The 18,079-nt window shown below is 66.5% G+C and carries 13 protein-coding genes; 5 read left to right on the forward strand and 8 right to left on the reverse strand.

Translation table 11 applies throughout. From position 1 onward, the window contains the following. Positions 1 to 120: 120 nt before the first annotated feature. Positions 121 to 1,239 carry an acyltransferase family protein gene (locus tag ABD05_RS16750; RefSeq protein ID WP_047901322.1) on the forward strand — a complete coding sequence of 373 codons (1,119 nt, stop codon included), beginning with the start codon at positions 121 to 123 and terminating at the stop codon, positions 1,237 to 1,239. A gap of 408 nt (positions 1,240 to 1,647) precedes the next feature. Here ABD05_RS16750 and galU read toward each other — a convergent pair whose 3' ends face one another. Together galU and ABD05_RS38620 are read right to left on the reverse strand one after the other, a co-directional pair. Continuing rightward, a complete protein-coding gene (galU, locus tag ABD05_RS16755) occupies positions 1,648 to 2,535 on the reverse strand; it encodes a UTP--glucose-1-phosphate uridylyltransferase GalU (protein ID WP_047901323.1) in 888 nt (295 codons plus the stop codon). A 230-nt stretch (positions 2,536 to 2,765) separates the two neighbouring features. After that, on the reverse strand, positions 2,766 to 2,909 hold the full coding sequence (locus ABD05_RS38620) for a hypothetical protein (protein ID WP_167347851.1): 144 nt from the start codon (positions 2,907 to 2,909) through the stop codon (positions 2,766 to 2,768). A gap of 228 nt (positions 2,910 to 3,137) precedes the next feature. Between ABD05_RS38620 and ABD05_RS16760 the strand changes: the two genes are divergently transcribed. Then, positions 3,138 to 4,313, forward strand: coding sequence for an acyltransferase family protein (locus tag ABD05_RS16760; RefSeq protein WP_047901324.1), 1,176 nt, complete (start codon positions 3,138 to 3,140; stop codon positions 4,311 to 4,313). A gap of 369 nt (positions 4,314 to 4,682) precedes the next feature. Here the strand turns inward: ABD05_RS16760 and ABD05_RS16765 are convergent, their stop codons facing one another. The 3 genes from ABD05_RS16765 to ABD05_RS16775 are packed head-to-tail and all read right to left on the reverse strand — an operon-like array spanning position 4,683 to position 10,850. Beyond that, positions 4,683 to 7,151, reverse strand: a complete 2,469-nt coding sequence (locus ABD05_RS16765; RefSeq protein ID WP_047901325.1) for a glycosyltransferase family 4 protein — start codon at positions 7,149 to 7,151, stop codon at positions 4,683 to 4,685. Further along, positions 7,148 to 8,614 carry an oligosaccharide flippase family protein gene (locus ABD05_RS16770; RefSeq protein WP_047901326.1) on the reverse strand — a complete coding sequence of 489 codons (1,467 nt, stop codon included), beginning with the start codon at positions 8,612 to 8,614 and terminating at the stop codon, positions 7,148 to 7,150. Before ABD05_RS16770 ends, ABD05_RS16765 begins: the two co-directional genes overlap by 4 nt. Positions 8,615 to 8,657: 43 nt before the next feature. Beyond that, complete coding sequence (locus ABD05_RS16775) at positions 8,658 to 10,850, reverse strand: NHL repeat-containing protein (protein ID WP_047901327.1); 2,193 nt, start codon at positions 10,848 to 10,850, stop codon at positions 8,658 to 8,660. Positions 10,851 to 11,342: 492 nt separating this feature from the next. On the opposite strand from ABD05_RS16775, the gene ABD05_RS16780 reads away from it, so the two are divergent. From ABD05_RS16780 to ABD05_RS16790, 3 genes are read left to right on the forward strand one after another with little or no spacing between them, the layout of a single operon-like run. Then, complete coding sequence (locus ABD05_RS16780) at positions 11,343 to 12,407, forward strand: acyltransferase family protein (RefSeq protein ID WP_047901328.1); 1,065 nt, start codon at positions 11,343 to 11,345, stop codon at positions 12,405 to 12,407. A gap of 31 nt (positions 12,408 to 12,438) precedes the next feature. Continuing rightward, positions 12,439 to 13,485: a GDP-mannose 4,6-dehydratase gene (gmd, locus tag ABD05_RS16785; protein WP_047901329.1), complete on the forward strand. Its 1,047-nt coding sequence runs from the start codon at positions 12,439 to 12,441 to the stop codon at positions 13,483 to 13,485. Then, entirely contained in the window at positions 13,472 to 14,434 is a 963-nt protein-coding gene (locus ABD05_RS16790; RefSeq protein WP_047901330.1) for an NAD-dependent epimerase/dehydratase family protein, read from the forward strand. Before gmd ends, ABD05_RS16790 begins: the two co-directional genes overlap by 14 nt. A 127-nt stretch (positions 14,435 to 14,561) precedes the next feature. Here the strand turns inward: ABD05_RS16790 and ABD05_RS16795 are convergent, their stop codons facing one another. From ABD05_RS16795 to ABD05_RS16805, 3 genes are all read right to left on the reverse strand, one after another. Then, positions 14,562 to 15,752: an O-succinylhomoserine sulfhydrylase gene (locus tag ABD05_RS16795; RefSeq protein WP_047901331.1), complete on the reverse strand. Its 1,191-nt coding sequence runs from the start codon at positions 15,750 to 15,752 to the stop codon at positions 14,562 to 14,564. Between the two features lie 245 nt (positions 15,753 to 15,997). Further along, on the reverse strand, positions 15,998 to 17,530 hold the full coding sequence (gene purF / locus ABD05_RS16800; RefSeq protein WP_047901332.1) for an amidophosphoribosyltransferase: 1,533 nt from the start codon (positions 17,528 to 17,530) through the stop codon (positions 15,998 to 16,000). Between the two features lie 51 nt (positions 17,531 to 17,581). After that, the gene (locus ABD05_RS16805; RefSeq protein ID WP_006491262.1) at positions 17,582 to 18,076 is read right to left on the reverse strand and encodes a CvpA family protein; all 495 of its coding nucleotides are present in this window, start codon (positions 18,074 to 18,076) and stop codon (positions 17,582 to 17,584) included. Between the last annotated feature and the right edge of the window lie 3 nt (positions 18,077 to 18,079).

Here is an 18,079-nt window from a genome sequence, read left to right on the forward strand (position 1 = left end):
GCGCGACCGACTTCAACGACGCTCGAACGTCAAAAAACGCCTTCACGTACGCGCCCGAACGTGAATTACGTTCGATATTTGCGCACCTATACTGGGCTCGCTCAATGCCCGGATGCCTCCATGCGCGAATCCAGATACGTCAAAGGACTCGACGGCCTGCGAGCCATCGCCGTCATCCTCGTTTTCCTGTCCCACAAAGGCCACGTGCTTGCCGTCGACGTCGGCAAGCTTGGCGTGTGGACGTTTTTCCTCATCAGCGGATTCCTGATCGTCGGCGAGCTGCATCGCAACCGCCAGGCGCTCGAGTGCGCCACCATGACGCGCCGCCACGCGCTCGCGCTGTTCCTCGCGAAGCGCGCGCTGCGGATCTTCCCCGTGTACTACCTGCTGCTCGCCGCGCTCGCGATCGCGCATGCGCTCTTCTACCAGCGCGGCGTCAACCTCGGGCTCGCGTGGCACGCGGTATTCCTGTCGAATTACTGGATCGGCGTCGTCAAGGACGGCTGGCCGGGCTCCACGTCGCACTTCTGGAGCCTCGCGGTTGAGCAGCAGTTCTATCTGATCGCACCGCTCGCGCTGCTCGCGGTGCCCGCCGCGCGGCACGTCGCGCTCGGCATCGCAGCCGTCGCGCTGTGCGCGCTCGCGCATCTCGCGCTCTACCTGTCCGACGCGTCGCCGGTGCTGATCTACGCGTTTTCCCCGTGGAATTTCGCACTGATCGCGCTCGGCGGCGTCGGCGCGATCGCGCTCGCCGATCACGGCCCGGCCGCCGTACGCGGCATTCCACCCGGCTGGCTCGGCGCGGCAGGCGTCGTGTTCTTCCTCGCGCTGCCCGCGTGCACGGCGCTGCCCGACGCCGTTGCGGGGCTCGCGGATCTCGGCCTGTCCGCGTCGCTCGGCGCGCTGATGCTGTGGATCGTCAGCGAACCCGAGCATCCCGTCGTGGCGCTGCTCGACTGGGCGCCGCTCGCCTATCTCGGCACGATCAGCTACGGCTTCTACCTGTTCCACAACCTGATTCCGACGCGCTTCGGCGTGATGCCCGCGCTCGTCGCGCACGTGCCGATGCCGGAAATCGTCCGCGAAGCGCTGCCCGAGATGCTGCAATTCGCGCTCGCCGTGCTGCTCGCGCACCTGTCCTGGCGATATCTCGAAAAAAGGCTGCTCGACTTCAAGAAGCCGATCGCCGCGATGCTGGCCCGGCACTTCGACGCGCGGCCGAGCACGTCGGCGCGTTGAGCGTCACGCGGAAGCGGAAGCGGAAGTGGAAGCGGAAAATACCGAACGGGAAATGCGCGGGAAAGCCTCGATACAGGCAGCGTCGAAAAACTGACGCGCCGCGGCGCTGCTTCATCGCTCCACCCCGGCGAAACCGGCGCCCGTGCGAACGTCGACATGCACCACGCAAAGACACCGCCGGAGCGCTCACCCGGACGAGCGCTTCGGCACCGGTTTCAAGCGTGACGCCGGACCGCGCGGGGGCGCCCCGCTCCACGCACGGCACGCGCTTCCATTCGACCAGAACAACCCGACAAGCCGGCCGCACGCACCACGATCGCGCACCGGGAAATGCAAAAAAGCCCCGGCGCCTGAGCGGCCGGGGCCAACGGAACAACCACCACCTGAAACAACGGAGCGCGCGGCTGCTTACGCGACAGCAGCCAGCGCGGGCAAGCAGGTACGCAGGTACGCCTCGAATTCGCGGCTCACTTCCGGATGCTGGAGCGCGAGCTCGACGGTTGCCTTGAGATAACCGATCTTGCTGCCGCAGTCGAAACGCGTGCCGTAGTAGCGGTATGCCAGCACCTGCTCGTTCGCGAGCAGCGTCTGGACCGCGTCGGTCAGTTGCAGTTCGCCGCCTGCGCCCGGCTTGAGCTTGCGCAGGTGATCGAAGATCGTCGGCATGAACACGTAACGGCCGACCACGCCGAGATTCGACGGCGCATCCTCGGGCGCGGGCTTCTCGATGATGCCCGACAGCTTGATGATGTCCTCTTCCCATTCGCGGCCTTCGACGACGCCGTACGAGCGGCTGTCCTCGCGCGGGATCGTCTCGACCCCGATCACCGAGCTGTGATAGTGGTCGAACACGTCGACGAGCTGCTTGAGCACCGGCTGCTCGCCGTGCAGCAGGTCGTCGGCGAGAATCACCGCGAACGGCTCGCCGTGCACGAGCTTTTCCGCGCACAACACCGCATGGCCGAGGCCGAGCGCTTCCGGCTGGCGCACGTAGAAGCAGTTGACGTTGCTCGGCTTGATGCCGCGCACGAGTTCGAGCAGCTTTTCCTTGCCGCGCGCCTCGAGTTCGGCCTCGATCTCGTACGACTTGTCGAAGTGATCCTCGATCGCGCGCTTGCTGCGCCCGGTGACGAAGATCATCTCGGTGATACCGGCGTTGATCGCTTCCTCGACCGCGTACTGAATCAGCGGCTTGTCGACGACGGGCAACATTTCCTTCGGGCTCGCCTTCGTTGCCGGGAGGAACCGCGTGCCGAGACCGGCAACGGGGAACACGGCCTTGGTGACTTTCAACATGTTCGCATCCTGATTGCGTTGACTGCGCCGCGTCGACCTGCGACCCGGCGCGATTGTGTTCCGAACGGCATATCGAGAATCGACGGCACTGCCAATTCCGCTCCGCTCATTTTCGATATGGACTGATTGCCCAATGATTCCGAAAAAAATATAATCCTTTCAATCCGGTCGATATTGCCGGACCGCGTGCCGAAACAGAAACAAATTACCGATTTTCCGGATACAAATTCTTACGAATCGAATTCCTCGATATAGGGCACGCCGCCCCGTTCGAGGCCCGGGCGAATCGGCTCGTTCTTCAGCGCCTCGCGGTACGCCGACAGCACGGCCATGACCAGCAGTACTGCCGCGCTCGCGATCCAATGCATGTCCATCTTGCCGCTCCTTGCATCAATCAACTGGAGCTTCAAACTATCAGAAAAAAATCGGTAAATAATTGACGCGCCCGCGGAACCGCTTTCAGAGCTCCGATAAAACCATCATGCGGAATTCCGTTATTTCCGGGCGAGATTTTTTTATTCATTGATCGAATTCTTGCGCATTACGATGAGACTTCCCGTTCGTCCGTCTTCTCCTCCATCCGTCGCAAGGAATCGAATCGCATGCAAGCTTTCAGCGGATCGTCTCTGACCGCGCCACCCGTCGCCGATCACAAGGAACATGTAATCGACGCGATGCGCGGCTTCGCGGCGCTGCTTGTCGCCTATTTCCACTGCCGCCAGGTCGTCTGGGTCGGCATGCAGACCTTCCATCATGCTTACGGTCGCGCGCTCGATCCGAGCGTGATCGTCGGCTACCTGACCTTCCCGTTCGCGTGGGGCTCCGCCGGCGTGCCGATCTTCTTCGTGATCAGCGGCTACTGCATCCACCGCAACGCGGCGCTCAAGCTCGCGGCCGATCCCGCCTACCGGCTCGACGCGCCCAACTTCTGGGCACGCCGGTTCGCACGCATCTACCCGGTGCTGCTCGCCGCGCTGCTGTTCACGCTCGCGCTCGACGCGGTCAGCCTGCAGATCGAGCCCGTCAGCCACAAGATCCGCGACGTCGGCATCACGGCATTCCTCGTGAACCTGTTCTCGCTGCAGGGCGTCGCCGGCTATACGTACGGGTCGAACGGCGCGCTGTGGACGCTGTCGCTCGAAGTGCAGTTCTACGCGATCTATCCGCTGCTGTTCGCGCTGCGCCGGCGCATCGGCATGCCGGCCGTCGTGGCCGCGGTCGCGCTCGTCAACGTCGCGTCGGCGTGGCTGCTCGAACGGCACGACCTGCAGTTCTTCACGTCGTACTGGCTGTCCTGGACGATCGGCGCATGGATCGCCGACGTGCGCGCGCAGCAGGCGCGCGGCGCGGCCGCCGTGCCGTCGCGTGCGTGGTACGTCGCGGCCGCCGTGCTACTGGCCGGCGGCTGCGGCGCGTTCCATTTCGGCCAGTACGGTGCATTCCAGCTGTGGTCGGCCGGCTTCGCGTGCTTCCTGTACCGCGCGCTCGCGCGCCCGCCGCGCCCGACGCCGCCGCTGCGCGTGCTCGGCTGGTTCGGCGACTTCAGCTACTCGCTGTACCTGATCCACCTGCCGCTGTTCGTCTGCCTCGGCTCGGTGCTGTTCCACTCCGAACTGCAACTGTCGATCTGGCCGTCGATCGCGTTCATGGCCGCGGCAATCCCGGTCGCGTACCTGTTCTACCGGATGTTCGAACGTCCGGCGATGATGTGGTCGGCCAGCTTCAAGCCGTCGCGCCCCGCCCGCGTCGTCACGCCGGAGCCCGAGCGGGCCGCCTGATCCGGCCGGTCCTGGTCCGGAGCCCCCCCGCGCGACGTCTCGCTGCGCGGGGGCTTTTTCATGCCGAAGCGCGATTGCACGGCCGGTCGGGCGGGTACGTAACCAACCCTGTATGCCGGTGCGCGTGACGGCCGCCTGTCCGGTCGCAATGCACTTGCCCTGGCCCACCCCTATCGGATTCGTCCCGGCGCCGCCTGGCGCCTTGCAGCCCCGTCAGCCGCACGATCCCGATCGAACCGGCAACCGGCGACACGGCACGCAACAGCCCACCCGCCAGTCGCCCGACCAAACCACGCCCGCTGAAAAACGAAGCCCCCACGCAGCGCAACGCCGCATGAGGGCCCGTTTCCCGCCGGCCGGCGCCGTCGGCTACGACTGCTTCTTCGCCTTCGCGGCCTTCGCCGTATCCGCGAGGATCTTCTCGACCCGCTCCACGTAGGTCTCGGTGCCGAACCGGCGCACCGCCGTCGCACGCCCGCTCGCGACGAGCCGCTCGCGCAGCGCGCGGTCGCGCTTCAGCGTGTCCAGCGCGTTGGCCAGCGCGGTCGCATCGCCCGGTTCGCAGAGCAGCCCGTTGTCGCCATCCTCGATGATCTCGACGACGCCGCCCGCGCGGGCCGCGACGACCGGCCGGCGCGCGAGCATCCCTTCGACGATCACGCGCCCGAACGGCTCCGGCGTGATCGACGTATGCGCGACGACATCGACCGCCGTCATGCACGCGGCCACGTCGCGCTGGAACCCGAGGAAATGCACGCGCTCGTCCATCCCGTGCCGCGCGACGGTTTCGTGCAGCTGCGCCGCGTATTCGTCCTCGCCGAACAGCGGCGCGCCGACCAGCACCACGTGCATGTCGGGATGCCGCGCGGCGGCCTCCAGCAGCACGTGCTGCCCCTTCCAGCGCGCGAGACGGCTGAACGAGCCGACGAGCCACGCATCCTGCGGCAACCCGAGGCGCGCGCGCAGCGCGGCCTGGCTGACGCCTTCCAGCGCATCGAACGGCTCGGCCGAAATGCCGTTGAACACGACGTCGACGTGCTGCGGCGTGAAGCCCGTCAGCGTGCGGAACGCCTGCGCGGACGCGTCGGAGTTCGCGATCACGCGCGTGACGCCGAGTCGCGCGCAGTACTTGATCGCCAGCAACTGCTTGCTGCCGAAATGGTCGGTGCTGACGATGTCGCGCAGATGCCAGACCACCGGCTTGCGCGCGAGCCGCCCGGCGAGCGCGGCGACCACCATCGCGCGCTGCGTGTTCGCGTAGATCACCTCCGCACGGCGCGCGCGCCGTGCGACGTCGCGCACGAGCCGCACGAGCTGTTTCAATGCGCCGACCGACACGCCGCCCTGCTTGCGCACGCCCGCGAGCTCGCCTTGGTCGACCACCTCGACGCGCGCACCGATCTCGTCGAGCGCCGCGCGGAACGGACCGTCGTCGAACAGCAGCACGTCGGCGTTCGCGCGCATGTGCTTCATGATCTCGAGCAGCGACAGCTCGGCGCCGCCGAGCACGCCGCTCTGGTCGAGCACGAGCGTCGCCGGGCCGCGCGCGGCCGGCATCGGCGCGACGGCCGTGCCGCGCTGCGCGGTCGAGCCGGGCAGCGCGGCCTCGACATAGTCGAGAAAGCGCCGCCGGAACGTGTCGGCGGAAAACCGCTCCGCGTTTGCGCGGCATGCGTTCGCCGTGAAGCGCTGCGGCGCGCGCTCGAAATCGTCGACGGCCGCGACGATCGCGTGCGGCGTCTGCTCGTCGAAGAACAGCCCGGTCGGGTTCGCGCCCGATTGCGGGTCGAGCACGGTTTCGAGCGCACCGCCCTTGCCGTACGCGATCACCGGCGTGCCGCAGGCCTGCGCCTCGACGACCGAGATCCCGAAATCCTCCTCGGCCGCGAACACGAACGCCTTCGCGCGCCGCATCCGGTCGTGCAGCACCGCGAACGGCTGGTAGCCCATGATCTCGACGTTCGGGCCGGCCTTCGCGCGGATCTTCTGCATCTCGGGGCCGTCGCCGATCACGACCAGCTTGCGCTCGGGCGTCTTCGAGAACGCCTCGACGATCAGGTCGATCTTCTTGTACGGCACCATCCGCGACGCGGTCAGGTAGAAATCGTCCTTGACCGCGTTCAGCGAGAAACCGTCGACGTCGACCGGCGGGAAGATCACCGCCGCGTCGCGGTGATAGACCTTCTTGATGCGCCGCGCGATGAACGCGGAGTTCGCGACGAAGCCGTCCACCGCGTTCGCGGTGCGCGTGTCCCAGTTGCGGATGTAGTGCAGGATCATCCGCGCGAGCAGCGATTTCGGCCCGTGCGTGAGGTTCGACTGCTCCAGGTACTGGTGCTGCAGGTCCCACGCATAGCGGATCGGCGAATGCACGTAGCTGATGTGCACCTGGTCCGGTCCCGTCAGCACGCCCTTCGCGACCGCGTGGCTGCTCGAGATCACGAGGTCGTACTCGGACACGTCGAGCTGCTCGATCGCGAGCGGCATCAGCGGCAGGTAGCTGCGGTACTTGGTGCGCGCGAACGGCAGTTTCTGGATGAACGACGTCGTCACCGGCTTGCCGCGCACGAACGCGCGGTCGTCGAGGAAATCGACGAGGCTGAACAGGTCCGCGTCGGGAAAGCACGCGACGATCTGTTCGAGTACGCGCTCGGCGCCCGCGTAGGTGACGAGCCAGTCGTGGACGATCGCCACGCGCAGCGCGCGCGCCGGCTGGCGCGCGCTGGCCCGCTCGGCCGGCATGGCCCGGCGCAGCGCGGCGGCATCGCCCGCTTCGGCCACGGCCGCATCGGCAGTGGCGAGGTTCAAAACGGCGTGTTCCGCCAGATCGCGATTCATACGGTTTTCCTCGCATTGAGACGGACAAACAGGTCGCGCACGAGTGCGCGCAGCCCTGGCGTCATCGTGAGCGACCACGCGACGTTCAGCAGCAGCACGATCGCGCACATGCCGATCGATTCGCCGAGCCCCGGCCACGCCTGCGCGAGAAACAGGCTCGCGAGCAGGAAGGCCAGGTGTGCCAGCATGTCGAGCACGATCGCGCGCATCCGGATCGCCGACAGGTACAGCAGCACGCCGTAGTCGACGAACGCGCGCGCCGCGACGACCACCGCCGCGCCGATCAGCCCGAAGTGATGAATGCCGAACCACAGGCCGCCGACGAAGAACGGCATCTGGACGAGCCCGGCGAACGCCGCGCGGGACGGATTGACCTGCGACTGGATCAGGATGCGCGTCACGCTCGCCTGGCCGACGAGCCACACGCTGATCACCAGCACGCGGCCGACCGGCGCCGAGTGCGCGGCGAGATCGGCGCCGACCCACAACGTGAGAAACGGCGCGAGCGCGAAGATCGCGACGATACCGACCGGCGTGAACACACCGTTCAGGAATTCGAGCGACTGGCGCGCGAGCGTGTCGGCGTGGTCGCGCCCGACCGCCGACAGGCGTGGAAACAGCGTGCGCACGAGCGCGTTCGGCAGCATGTTCAGGCGCGTGACGAGGTTCTGCGGCACCGTGTAGTAGGTGACGAACTTCGCGCCCATGCCGGCGCCGAGCATCACGCGATCGAGCGTGTCCGCGATCATGCTCGTCGTGCTCGCGATCAGCATCCAGCCGCCGAAGTTGAACAGCCCTTTCGCGGTGCCCCACTGCGGCGGATCGATGCGCCGGATCCCGAGCACCTTGATGCTGGCGTGGCCGAGCATCACCGCCGCGACCAGGCGCGCGACGACTGCCGCGGCGAGCACGGTCTGCAGGTTCGGCGCGATCCACCACGCGGCGCCGAGCGGCAGCAATTGGAACAGGAACGTGCCGATCGTCTGGTTGGTGTTGAACACGCCGAACCGTTCGGCGCCGTTGATCGCGCCGGCGAACACCCACGACACATTCGCCAGCGGAATCGCGAGCGCGAGCCACGGCAGCGCGAGATACACCTCGTGCTGCATTGCGGCCGACACCTTCGTGAAATACGCGGTGTAGACGAACGCGCCGAAATAGATCAGCAGCCCGCCCACGATGCCGGTGCCGAGATTCAGCCAGAACGCGCTCCAGAACACGCGTGCGCTTTCGTCGTCGTTGCCGCTCGCAAGCGCCTTCGAGATGTGGTTCTGCGCGGCCATGCTCATCCCGAGATCGAGGATCCCGAAATAGCCGATCAGCGTCCACACGAGGCTGACGACGCCATAGCGCTCGACGCCGAGCGCGTGGATATACGCGGGCACCGTCACCAGCGACACGAAGGTCGGCAGGATCAGCCCGATGAAATTGATCGAAACGTTCTTGAGTATGCCTTTGTCCATGCTTAAGCCTTGTGTGACGGCGACGACGACGGCGCGCCGCCCGTCACGGTTTCCAGCGATACATCAGCACCTTGCCGCGCGCGTCTTCCTCGACGAACACGAGGTATTCGCCGTTCTCGCGCTTGAACGCGCTGATGCCGAACGGCACGTCGACCCAGCCGGATGCCTTGCCGACCTCGGCGCCCGGGCTCATCACGCCCACTTCCTTGCCGGTGTCCTTGTCGTACACGTGGATCTTGCCGACCGGCTCCACGGTGAAGATGTAGCGGCCCTCGACCGTGATCCCGATCAGGTCCAGGATCGGCTTCGCGTCGAGCTGCCACGGCAGCGCGACCGTGTAGCGCACGACGGGCGAGCCGCTCGACCACTTGTCGAAGCGCACCAGCACGCGGCCGACTTCCTTGTTGATGCCCGGCTGCGGCGGCGCGTCGGCCGTGTAGCCGGTCACGTACAGCGTGTCCGTCTGCGCGTCGTAGATCGAGCGGCGCAACTGCGTGAACGGCTGCGGCATCGGGTAGGTCGTGACCTTGTCGTACGAGTAGATCGGGTTGCCGGCCTTGTCGACGCCGCCGTACTGGAAGCGGTGAATGCCGCGCACGTCGCTCGTGCGCCAGATGTCGCCCTTCGTGTCGACCCACCAGCCCCAGCCGCCGGCCTTGGCCTTGCCGGTCGTGTTGATCTCGAACTCGTCGGCGTCGAGCCGGCCGTTGCCGTTCGCATCGCGCCACAGCCAGTCGCCGCCGGGCGGCTTGTTCGGCACCTTGTCGACCGGCCGCGCGCGGCCCGCGATCAGGCCCGACGGAATCGCGACCTCGCCGTCGCGCTTCGCGTCGAAGCGGTAGATCTTCAGGTGATCGGCGTACATGTCGGTCAGGTACAGGAACGTGCGGCCGTCGACGCGGCGCGCGATCGGCATCCCCGGCCACTGGTCCGTGTGGAACACGGGGTCGTCCGGATACTTGAAGCGGTTCGACAGGAAGCCGACGTATTTCCAGTCCTGGCCCGGCGGCTTCGACAGGTCGAGCTCGAAGCGCTTGTTGCCCGTGTACACGCTGTTCGGTCGCGCCGGGTCGAGCCACGCGCCGTCGACGAACAGCAGCCCCTGCACCTGCCAGCGCGGCTTGCCGTCCGGCGTGTAGCTTTCGAGCACCGCGCCGAGCCCCGCGCCGATCGTGTCGTGGCGCGGCCCGATTCCGTTCATCGCCACGTACACGTTGCCCGCGCGATCGACGCCGACGCCCGTCAGCCCGTTGAAGCGCTGCGGCCCCGGCCGCCCCGGCACCGGGCCGGCGAAGATGCCGCCGCGCTCGCCGAGCGTGCCGGACTGCGCATAACCCTTGCCGCCTTTCGAGAAAATCAGGATCTGCTGGCGCGGCCCGTTGTCCGCGACGAGCACGCGCCCTTTCGCGTCGACCGCCACGTCCACCGCGTCGGTGCCTTCCGGCAGCGCGGGCGCGTCGTCGAGCTTGTGGCCGTCCGCGCGCACGTGCACGAGGTGCGCGGGGCCGTTGAGCGTGTCCGTGAGCAGCCACAGCGTGCCGTCGCCCGCGAGCGCGATGCGGCCCGGCTCGTGCGCGCTCCACGTGCCCTTCTGCTGCATCGTCTCCGCGTCGTACACGTCCACCACGTCGTGCGACGGATTCGTCGCGAACAGCGTCTTGTCGTCGGCCGCGAGGCCGCCCACTTCCGCCTTCACCTCGCCCACTTCCGAGCGCGCGGGGGCCGGCACCTCGTTCATCATCATGAAGCTCGCGGCCATGCGCGCGCGGCCGGCATCGGCGCGTCCGCCCGGCGCGACCTGCGGCGCCGCGCGAAACGGCGCGGGCTGCTTCATGTCGCCGATCGTGCGCCGCGAGATGCCGAACCACTGCTTGCCCTTGTCCGGCCAGATGCCGGGCGACTGCAGGTGGCCGCGCTCGTTGCCGACGCCGATCGCGACATACGCGTACTTGCTGTTCACGGCGATCGCGTTGCCGCCGAGATTGCCCCAGCCGTGCGTGCCGCCGGCGAAGCCGAGCATCTTCCCGTCCTGGTAGACGCTCGCCTCGGCGCCGCTTTCGTCCCACGGCGCATTCGTATACACCTTGCCTTCAGGCGTCACCGCGATCGCGCGGATGTCGATCTGCGTCCAGCTGCCGTCGCCATAGCCGAACGTGTTGCCGATCCACGACGTCGTCGCGGGCAACACCGTTTCGGCCGACGCGGCGCTCGTCAGCAGCGTCGCGCATACCGTCATGCCTACCAGAATCAGACGTCGCAATGCGCTTCTCCAGACTCGATGCAACAGCGACCGGCGCCGCCGCGGACTGCCGCCGGCGCGCCCTGTCGCGAAATGGGTTTCAAACGTCGCGATGCAGGTTACAAGCAAAAATAATCACAAGAAATTTGGAAATATTTGGGGATGTTTCCGCCTGAAATATCGAACCGGAACAGGCATGAAATAGCGCCCGAAAACGGCAATAACGACCGCCTTTCATGCATCGCCCCGTAGAAAATGCCGCTCCGTGCCGCCTGTCGCGGCTGCCCGGGCGCCAACCTTTCATTTCGCGACCGGAATAATCGGCATTTAAATGTTTTTCGCCAGATAAATGGCGCGCGTTTTTTTGCCGATTTCTTTTCCCTAGAATCGGTTTCGATTCGATATTTCATTTAAAGGCATGCATTACGCTCACGCATCGGATGTGCGACACGCCGCGGCCCCCGCCGCGCGTCGCGAAGGAGCGGCGCGATGACGGGCATCTCGCGATCCGCCGACCTGACCCCGCCGCAACACGGCCGCATCGTGCAGCTCGACGGCCTGCGCGCGATCGCGGTCGGCGCCGTGTTCCTGCAGCACGCGCTGAAGGCGCCGCTCTGGATGGGTGTCGACCTGTTCTTCGTGCTGAGCGGCCTGCTGATCACCGGCATCCTGCTCGAGCGCAAGGCGCGCGGGCAGTCGTACTTCAGCCACTTCTACGCGCGCCGCGTGCGCCGCATCCTGCCGCCGTACGTGCTGCTGCTGCTGGTGTCGACGCTCCTGTTCGGCGCGAGCTGGCTGCCGCACTGGCCGTGGTTCGCGTTCTTCTCGACCAATATCGGGCTGTCGCTCGGCAGCATCGGGCATGACAGCCTGAACGTGCTGTGGTCGCTCGCGGTCGAGGAGCAGTTCTATATCTTCTGGCCGTTCGTCGTGCTGTGGTGCTCGGAGCGCGCGCTGTTGTGGGTCGCCGCCGCGCTGATCGTCGCGGCTCCGGTGCTGCGCGCGATCGCGACGCCGTGGTTCGATTCGTTCTGGCCGATCTACTACCTGACGCCGTTCCGGATGGACCTGCTCGCCGCGGGCGCGCTGCTCGCGATCGTGCTGCGCCGCGACCGGCGCGCGCTGGACCCGTTCTACCCGCTCGCGCTCGTCGGCGCGCTCGTGTCGCTCGCGATCCTCGGCTGGCTGCACCTGTCGTTCCCGCGCTTTCGCGCTGCGAACACGCCGCTGTCGAATGCGGCGCTCTACAGCATCTCGCTGCTGTTGTGCACGTCGATCGTCGTGATCGCGCTGCGCGGCCGCGGCATCGTGCAACGCGTGCTGACGAACCCGATGCTCGTCTACGTGGGCACCGTCAGCTACACCGTGTACCTGATCCACCTGAGCGTGCTGTACGCGCTCTGGCCGCTGCACCTGAACCGCTTCGTCACGGCCGCGCTCGCGCTGGCGATCACGCTCGCCTACGCGACCCTGAGCTGGTACGGCTTCGAACGGCGCCTGACGCGCGGCCCCTCACGCCGCGCGCTGCCGGCTGCCGCCGGCACGACCGCCTGATTTTCCCTTTCGCTTCTACCAGGACAACGCCATGAGCCAAACTCGTAAAAAGGCCATCATTACCGGGATCTCGGGCCAAGACGGCGCCTACCTGACCAAACTGCTGCTCGACAAGGGCTACGAGGTCACGGGCACCTATCGCCGCACCAGTTCGGTCAATTTCTGGCGCATCGCCGAGCTCGGCGTCGACACGCACCCGAACCTCACGCTCGTCGAACACGACCTCACCGACGCCGGCTCAAGCCTGCGCCTGCTCGAACGCACGCAGCCCGACGAGTTGTACAACCTGGCCGCGCAGAGTTTCGTCGGCGTGTCGTTCGACCAGCCGGCGACGACCGCCGAAGTGACGGGCCTCGGCCCGTTGAACCTGCTCGAGGCGATCCGCGTCGTGAGCCCGAAGACGCGCTTCTACCAGGCGTCGACGTCCGAGATGTTCGGCAAGGTGCAGGCGATTCCGCAGACCGAAACGACCGCGTTCTATCCGCGCAGCCCGTATGGCGTCGCGAAGCTGTACGCGCACTGGATGACCGTGAACTACCGCGAGTCGTACGGCCTGTTCGGCAGCAGCGGCATCCTGTTCAACCACGAATCGCCGCTGCGCGGCCGCGAGTTCGTCACGCGCAAGATCACCGACACCATCGCGAAGATCAAGCTCGGCAAGGCGACCCGCCTCGAGCTCGGCAACCTCGACGCGAAACGCGACTGGGGCTTCGCGCTCGAATACGTCGAAGGAATGTGGCGCATGCTGCAGGCCGACGAGCCCGACACCTACGTGCTCGCGACCAATCGCACCGAGACCGTGCGCGACTTCGTGCAGATGGCATTCTCGGCTGCCGGCTACCAGATCGAATGGACCGGCAAGGGCGAGCAGGAACGCGGCCTCGACGCGTCGAACGGCAACGTGCTCGTCGAAGTGAACCCGAAGTTCTACCGCCCCGCCGAGGTCGACCTGCTGATCGGCTGTGCGGACAAGGCCAAAGCCAAGCTCGGCTGGGTACCGAAGACGACGCTCGAACAACTTTGCCAGATGATGGTCGAAGCGGATTTGACGCGGAACCAACACCATGACACGTTCTGAAGCCGGACGCCCGTCACGCCGTGCGTTCGTCACGGGCCTGACGGGCTTCACGGGCCGCTACATGGCCGAACGCCTGCAAGCGGCCGGCTATGACGTCTGGGGCACGATCGCGCCCGGCGCGCCGCGCCCCGACGATCCGGCCTTCGCACACTGCACGCTGCTGCCCGTCGACCTGCTCGACGCGGACGCGGTGCGCGCGGCGGCGGCGGATGCGCGGCCCGATGCGGTCGTGCATCTCGCCGCGCGTGCACACGTCGCGCAGGACGAGCCGTCGCAGACCTATGCGGTCAACATCATCGGCACGCGCAACCTGCTGGCCGCGCTCGCGGGTCTCGACCAGCGTCCGTCGGCCGTGCTGCTCGCGAGCAGCGCGAACATCTACGGCAATTCGACGGCCGGCGTGCTCGACGAGACCGTCGCGCCCGCCCCCGCGAACGACTACGCAGTCAGCAAGCTCGCGATGGAATACGCGGCGAAGCTGTGGGCCGACCGGCTGCCGATCGTGATCGCGCGGCCGTTCAACTACACGGGCGTCGGCCAGGGCGAAGCGTATCTGCTGCCGAAGCTCGCCGCGCACTACGCGCGCAACGAACCGCGCATCTCGCTCGGCAATCTCGACGTGAGCCGCGATTTCTCCGACGTGCGCGACGTGACGGCCGCGTATCTGAAGCTGATCGAAGCGGCTCCGGCCGGCGAGACGTTCAACGTCTGCTCGGAGCGCGCGTATTCGCTGAAGGAAGTGCTGGTGATGCTGTCGCGCATCGCCGGTTACGTGATCGACGTGACGGTCGATCCGCGTTTCGTGCGGCACAACGAGGTGAAAAGCCTGAGCGGGTCGCGCGACAAGCTGCGGCGCGCGGTGGGCGAGTTGCCCGTCACGCCGCTCGACGAAACGCTGCGGTGGATGGTGGACGCGATGCGTGCCGCGCCGCACGGGCACACCGGCTGAATCGCGCGGCGCATGCGGGAACGCGGTGCGCCGGACGGAATGGCTTGATGCAAAAAACAACGGGCCGCCTGGTTTGCAGGCGGCCCGTTGTCGTTGATGCGTCGATGCGGCGCAAGCACCGCGTCGCTCAGCCCTCCAGGCCGCGCGCGAGATCGTTACGCAGGTCGCCCGCGTTCTCGAGGCCGACCGACAGGCGGATCAGCCCTTCGGTGATCCCCGCCGCCGCGCGCGCTTCCGGCGTGATGCGGCCGTGCGTCGTGGTCGCCGGATGCGTGATCGTCGTGCGCGTATCGCCGAGGTTGCCGGTGATCGAGATCAGCTTCGTGCTGTCGATCACGCGCCATGCGTTCGCGCGCTGCTGCTCGGGCGTGTCACCCTTCAGCTCGAACGACAGGATCGCGCCGCCCGCCTTCTGCTGACGCTTCGCGAGTTCGTACTGCGGGTGCGACTCGAGGCCCGGATGAAACACGCGTGCCACCGCCGGATGCGAATCGAGCCAGCGCGCGATTTCCAGCGCGTTCGCCGACTGCTTCTCGACGCGCAGCGACAGCGTCTCCATCCCCTTCAGCAGCACCCACGCGTTGAAGGCCGACAGCGTCGGCCCCGCGCTGCGCACGAACGGGAACACCTTGCCCATGATGAATTCCTTCGAGCCGACCAGTGCGCCGCCGAGCACGCGGCCCTGCCCGTCGAGGAACTTCGTCGCCGAGTGCATCACGACGTCCGCGCCGAGCTTCAGCGGCTGCTGCAGCACCGGGCTGCAGAAACAGTTGTCGACGACGAACAGCGCGTTCGCGGCCTTCGCGATCTTGCCGATCGCTTCGATATCGGCGAGTTCGGTCAGCGGGTTCGACGGCGTCTCGAGGAAGAACATCTTCGTTTCGGGTCGCACGGCTTCCTGCCATGCGTTCAGGTCGGTCGGATCGACGAAGGTCGTCGTGATCCCGAACTTGCTGAAGATCTGCGAGAACATCCCGAGCGTCGAGCCGAACAGGCTGCGCGAGCTGACGAGGTGATCGCCCGCCTGCAGCGCGGACATCACGACCGACATGATCGCAGCCATCCCCGACGCGGTCGCGATGCACGCCTCGCCGCCCTCGAGCGCCGCGAGACGCTCCTGGAACATGGTGACGGTCGGGTTCGTGAAGCGCGAATAGGTGAAGTAGTCTTCCGAATTCGCGAAGCGCTCGGCCGCGTCGGCCGCGCTCTGGAAGCAGAAGCTCGACGTGAGGAACAGCGCTTCCGAGTGCTCGTTGAAGTCGCTGCGCAGTGTGCCCGCGCGCACGGCAAGCGTGTCGAAGTTGAGGGAGTCGTCCATGTTCCGTTTTCCGTATTCGATGGCCGCGCGTATCGCGCAAGCCAAGTCAAAACCAGGCCAAAACAAAAAGCCCGCTATGCGTCGGCATCAGCGGGCTTCGGTGCGGTACGACAGCGATCGACTCGGGCCGACTGCCGCCGGCCTTCGCTTTAGCTGTTTTGGGAAGTCGCCCCGCGTCCGCAAGCTGATATCAAATCGACGCAAGGCCACATCCTATCACTCTTCGTCAAAAGCGTACGCCGGTGTCACTCGACCGACAGCTGCAGGTTCATCTGCGAGCGTTCGGTATCGCCGGCCGTATCGCGATCGGCCTGCGACGCCGGCGTGAGGCGCGCGCGCTCGATCGTATCGAGATACTCGGGCGTCACGTCGCCGGTGATGTAGTTGCCGTCGAAGCACGACGCCTCGAAGCGTTCGAGCTTCGGGTTGATGTCGCGCACCGCGCGGCGCAGGTCGTCGACGTCCTGGTAGATCAGGTGGTCGGCGCCGATGATCTTCGCGACTTCATCGTCGGTGCGGCCGTGTGCGACGAGTTCGCCGCGCGTCGGCATGTCGATGCCGTACACGTTCGGGAACTTCACGGGCGGCGCCGCCGACGCGAAGATCACCGACTTCGCGCCCGCATCGCGCGCCATCTGCACGATTTCATGCGAGGTCGTGCCGCGCACGATCGAATCGTCGACGATCAGCACGTTCTTGTCCTTGAACTCGATGCTCATCGCGTTGAGCTTCTGGCGCACCGACTTCTTGCGCACGGCCTGCCCCGGCATGATGAACGTACGGCCGACGTAGCGGTTCTTGAAGAAGCCTTCGCGATACTCGACGCCGAGCTTCGCGGCGACCTGCATCGCGGCCGGGCGCGACGAGTCGGGAATCGGCATCACGACGTCGATCGGCACGTTCGGCAGCTCGCGCTTGATCTTCTCGGCGAGATAGTCGCCCATGCGCAGGCGCACGTTGTAGACGGGCACGCCGTCGAGGCACGAATCCGGACGCGCGAGGTACACGTATTCGAACATGCACGGATTCAGCGTCGGCTGCTCCGCGCATTGCTGGCTGTGGAAGTTGCCGGCCGGATCGATGAAGACCGCCTCGCCCGGCTTCACGTCGCGTACGAATTCGAAACCGATGCCTTCGACCGCGACCGACTCCGACGCGACCATCCACTCGGTGCCGTGCTCCGTTTCGAGCTTGCCGATGCAGAGCGGGCGGATGCCGAACGGATCGCGGAACGCGAGCAGGCCGTAGCCGGCGATCAGCGACACGATCGCATACGAGCCCTGCAGGCGGCGATGGACGCCCGAAACCGCCTTGAACACCGAGGCCGGATCGAGCTCGAGGCCCGTCGTCGACAGTTGCAGTTCGTGCGCGAACACGTTGAGCAGCACTTCGCTGTCGGAATTGGTGTTGATGTGCCGGCGGTCGATCCGGAACATCTCGTCCTTCAGTTGCTGCCAGTTCGTCAGGTTGCCGTTGTGCGCGAGGATGATCCCGAACGGCGCGTTCACGTAGAACGGCTGCGCCTCGGCTTCGCTCGTCGCCGAACCGGCCGTCGGGTAGCGCACCTGGCCGATGCCGTAGGTGCCGGGCAGGCTGCGCATGTTGCGCGTGCGGAACACGTCGCGCACCATGCCGTTCGCCTTGTACATGTGGAAATTGCTGCCGTCCGCCGTCGCGATGCCCGCTGCGTCCTGACCGCGATGCTGCAGCAGCAGCAAGCTGTCATAGATCAGCTGGTTGACCGGGGATTGGGAGATAACGCCTACGATGCCGCACATGGCATGTCCTTCAGAATGACAAAATCGGTTACGTCCTGCCCGGCCGCGTCGTCACACGCGTACGTACTGGGCCATGCCGTCGGGCAGGAGCTGCTTCAGCTCGTGCACGCCCTGTTCGGCGAAAGGACGCAATAGCGCATTGCGCCAGAAATCCTGTTTGGGCAGTTCGGTCAGCCCGGCCGCCGCGACCAGCAGCACCACCAGCACACAGCCGCGGACGAGCCCGAACATCATGCCCAGCGAGCGATCGACACCGCCCAGGCCGCTCGCCTGCGCGATCCGCGACAGCAGCGCGTTCGCGACGCCGGCGACCAGCACGACGCCGATCACGACCAACGCGAAGGCGATCACCCACTGCGTCAGCGCGCCGCCCGGCCAGTTCGCCGGGATGTACGGCACGACCAGCCCGACGTAGCGGCCCGCGATCACGATCGCCGCAATCCAGCCGATCAGCCCGAAAATCTCCGACACGAAGCCGCGCCACGCACCGCGCAGCGCCGACAACACGATCACCGCCAATACAGCGTAGTCGAAAGCCGTCAGCATCGT

It is taken from the genome of Burkholderia pyrrocinia (assembly GCF_001028665.1).
Classification (GTDB): Bacteria; Pseudomonadota; Gammaproteobacteria; order Burkholderiales; family Burkholderiaceae; genus Burkholderia; species Burkholderia pyrrocinia.

Coding starts and splice junctions, on each gene's coding strand:
- ABD05_RS16750 (WP_047901322.1), top strand. CDS start 121: ATGCGCGAATCCAGATACGTCAAAGGACTCGACGGCCTGCGAGCCATC.
- galU (WP_047901323.1), bottom strand. CDS start 2,535: ATGTTGAAAGTCACCAAGGCCGTGTTCCCCGTTGCCGGTCTCGGCACG.
- ABD05_RS38620 (WP_167347851.1), bottom strand. CDS start 2,909: ATGGACATGCATTGGATCGCGAGCGCGGCAGTACTGCTGGTCATGGCC.
- ABD05_RS16760 (WP_047901324.1), top strand. CDS start 3,138: ATGCAAGCTTTCAGCGGATCGTCTCTGACCGCGCCACCCGTCGCCGAT.
- ABD05_RS16765 (WP_047901325.1), bottom strand. CDS start 7,151: ATGAATCGCGATCTGGCGGAACACGCCGTTTTGAACCTCGCCACTGCC.
- ABD05_RS16770 (WP_047901326.1), bottom strand. CDS start 8,614: ATGGACAAAGGCATACTCAAGAACGTTTCGATCAATTTCATCGGGCTG.
- ABD05_RS16775 (WP_047901327.1), bottom strand. CDS start 10,850: ATGACGGTATGCGCGACGCTGCTGACGAGCGCCGCGTCGGCCGAAACG.
- ABD05_RS16780 (WP_047901328.1), top strand. CDS start 11,343: ATGACGGGCATCTCGCGATCCGCCGACCTGACCCCGCCGCAACACGGC.
- gmd (WP_047901329.1), top strand. CDS start 12,439: ATGAGCCAAACTCGTAAAAAGGCCATCATTACCGGGATCTCGGGCCAA.
- ABD05_RS16790 (WP_047901330.1), top strand. CDS start 13,472: ATGACACGTTCTGAAGCCGGACGCCCGTCACGCCGTGCGTTCGTCACG.
- ABD05_RS16795 (WP_047901331.1), bottom strand. CDS start 15,752: ATGGACGACTCCCTCAACTTCGACACGCTTGCCGTGCGCGCGGGCACA.
- purF (WP_047901332.1), bottom strand. CDS start 17,530: ATGTGCGGCATCGTAGGCGTTATCTCCCAATCCCCGGTCAACCAGCTG.
- ABD05_RS16805 (WP_006491262.1), bottom strand. CDS start 18,076: ATGCTGACGGCTTTCGACTACGCTGTATTGGCGGTGATCGTGTTGTCG.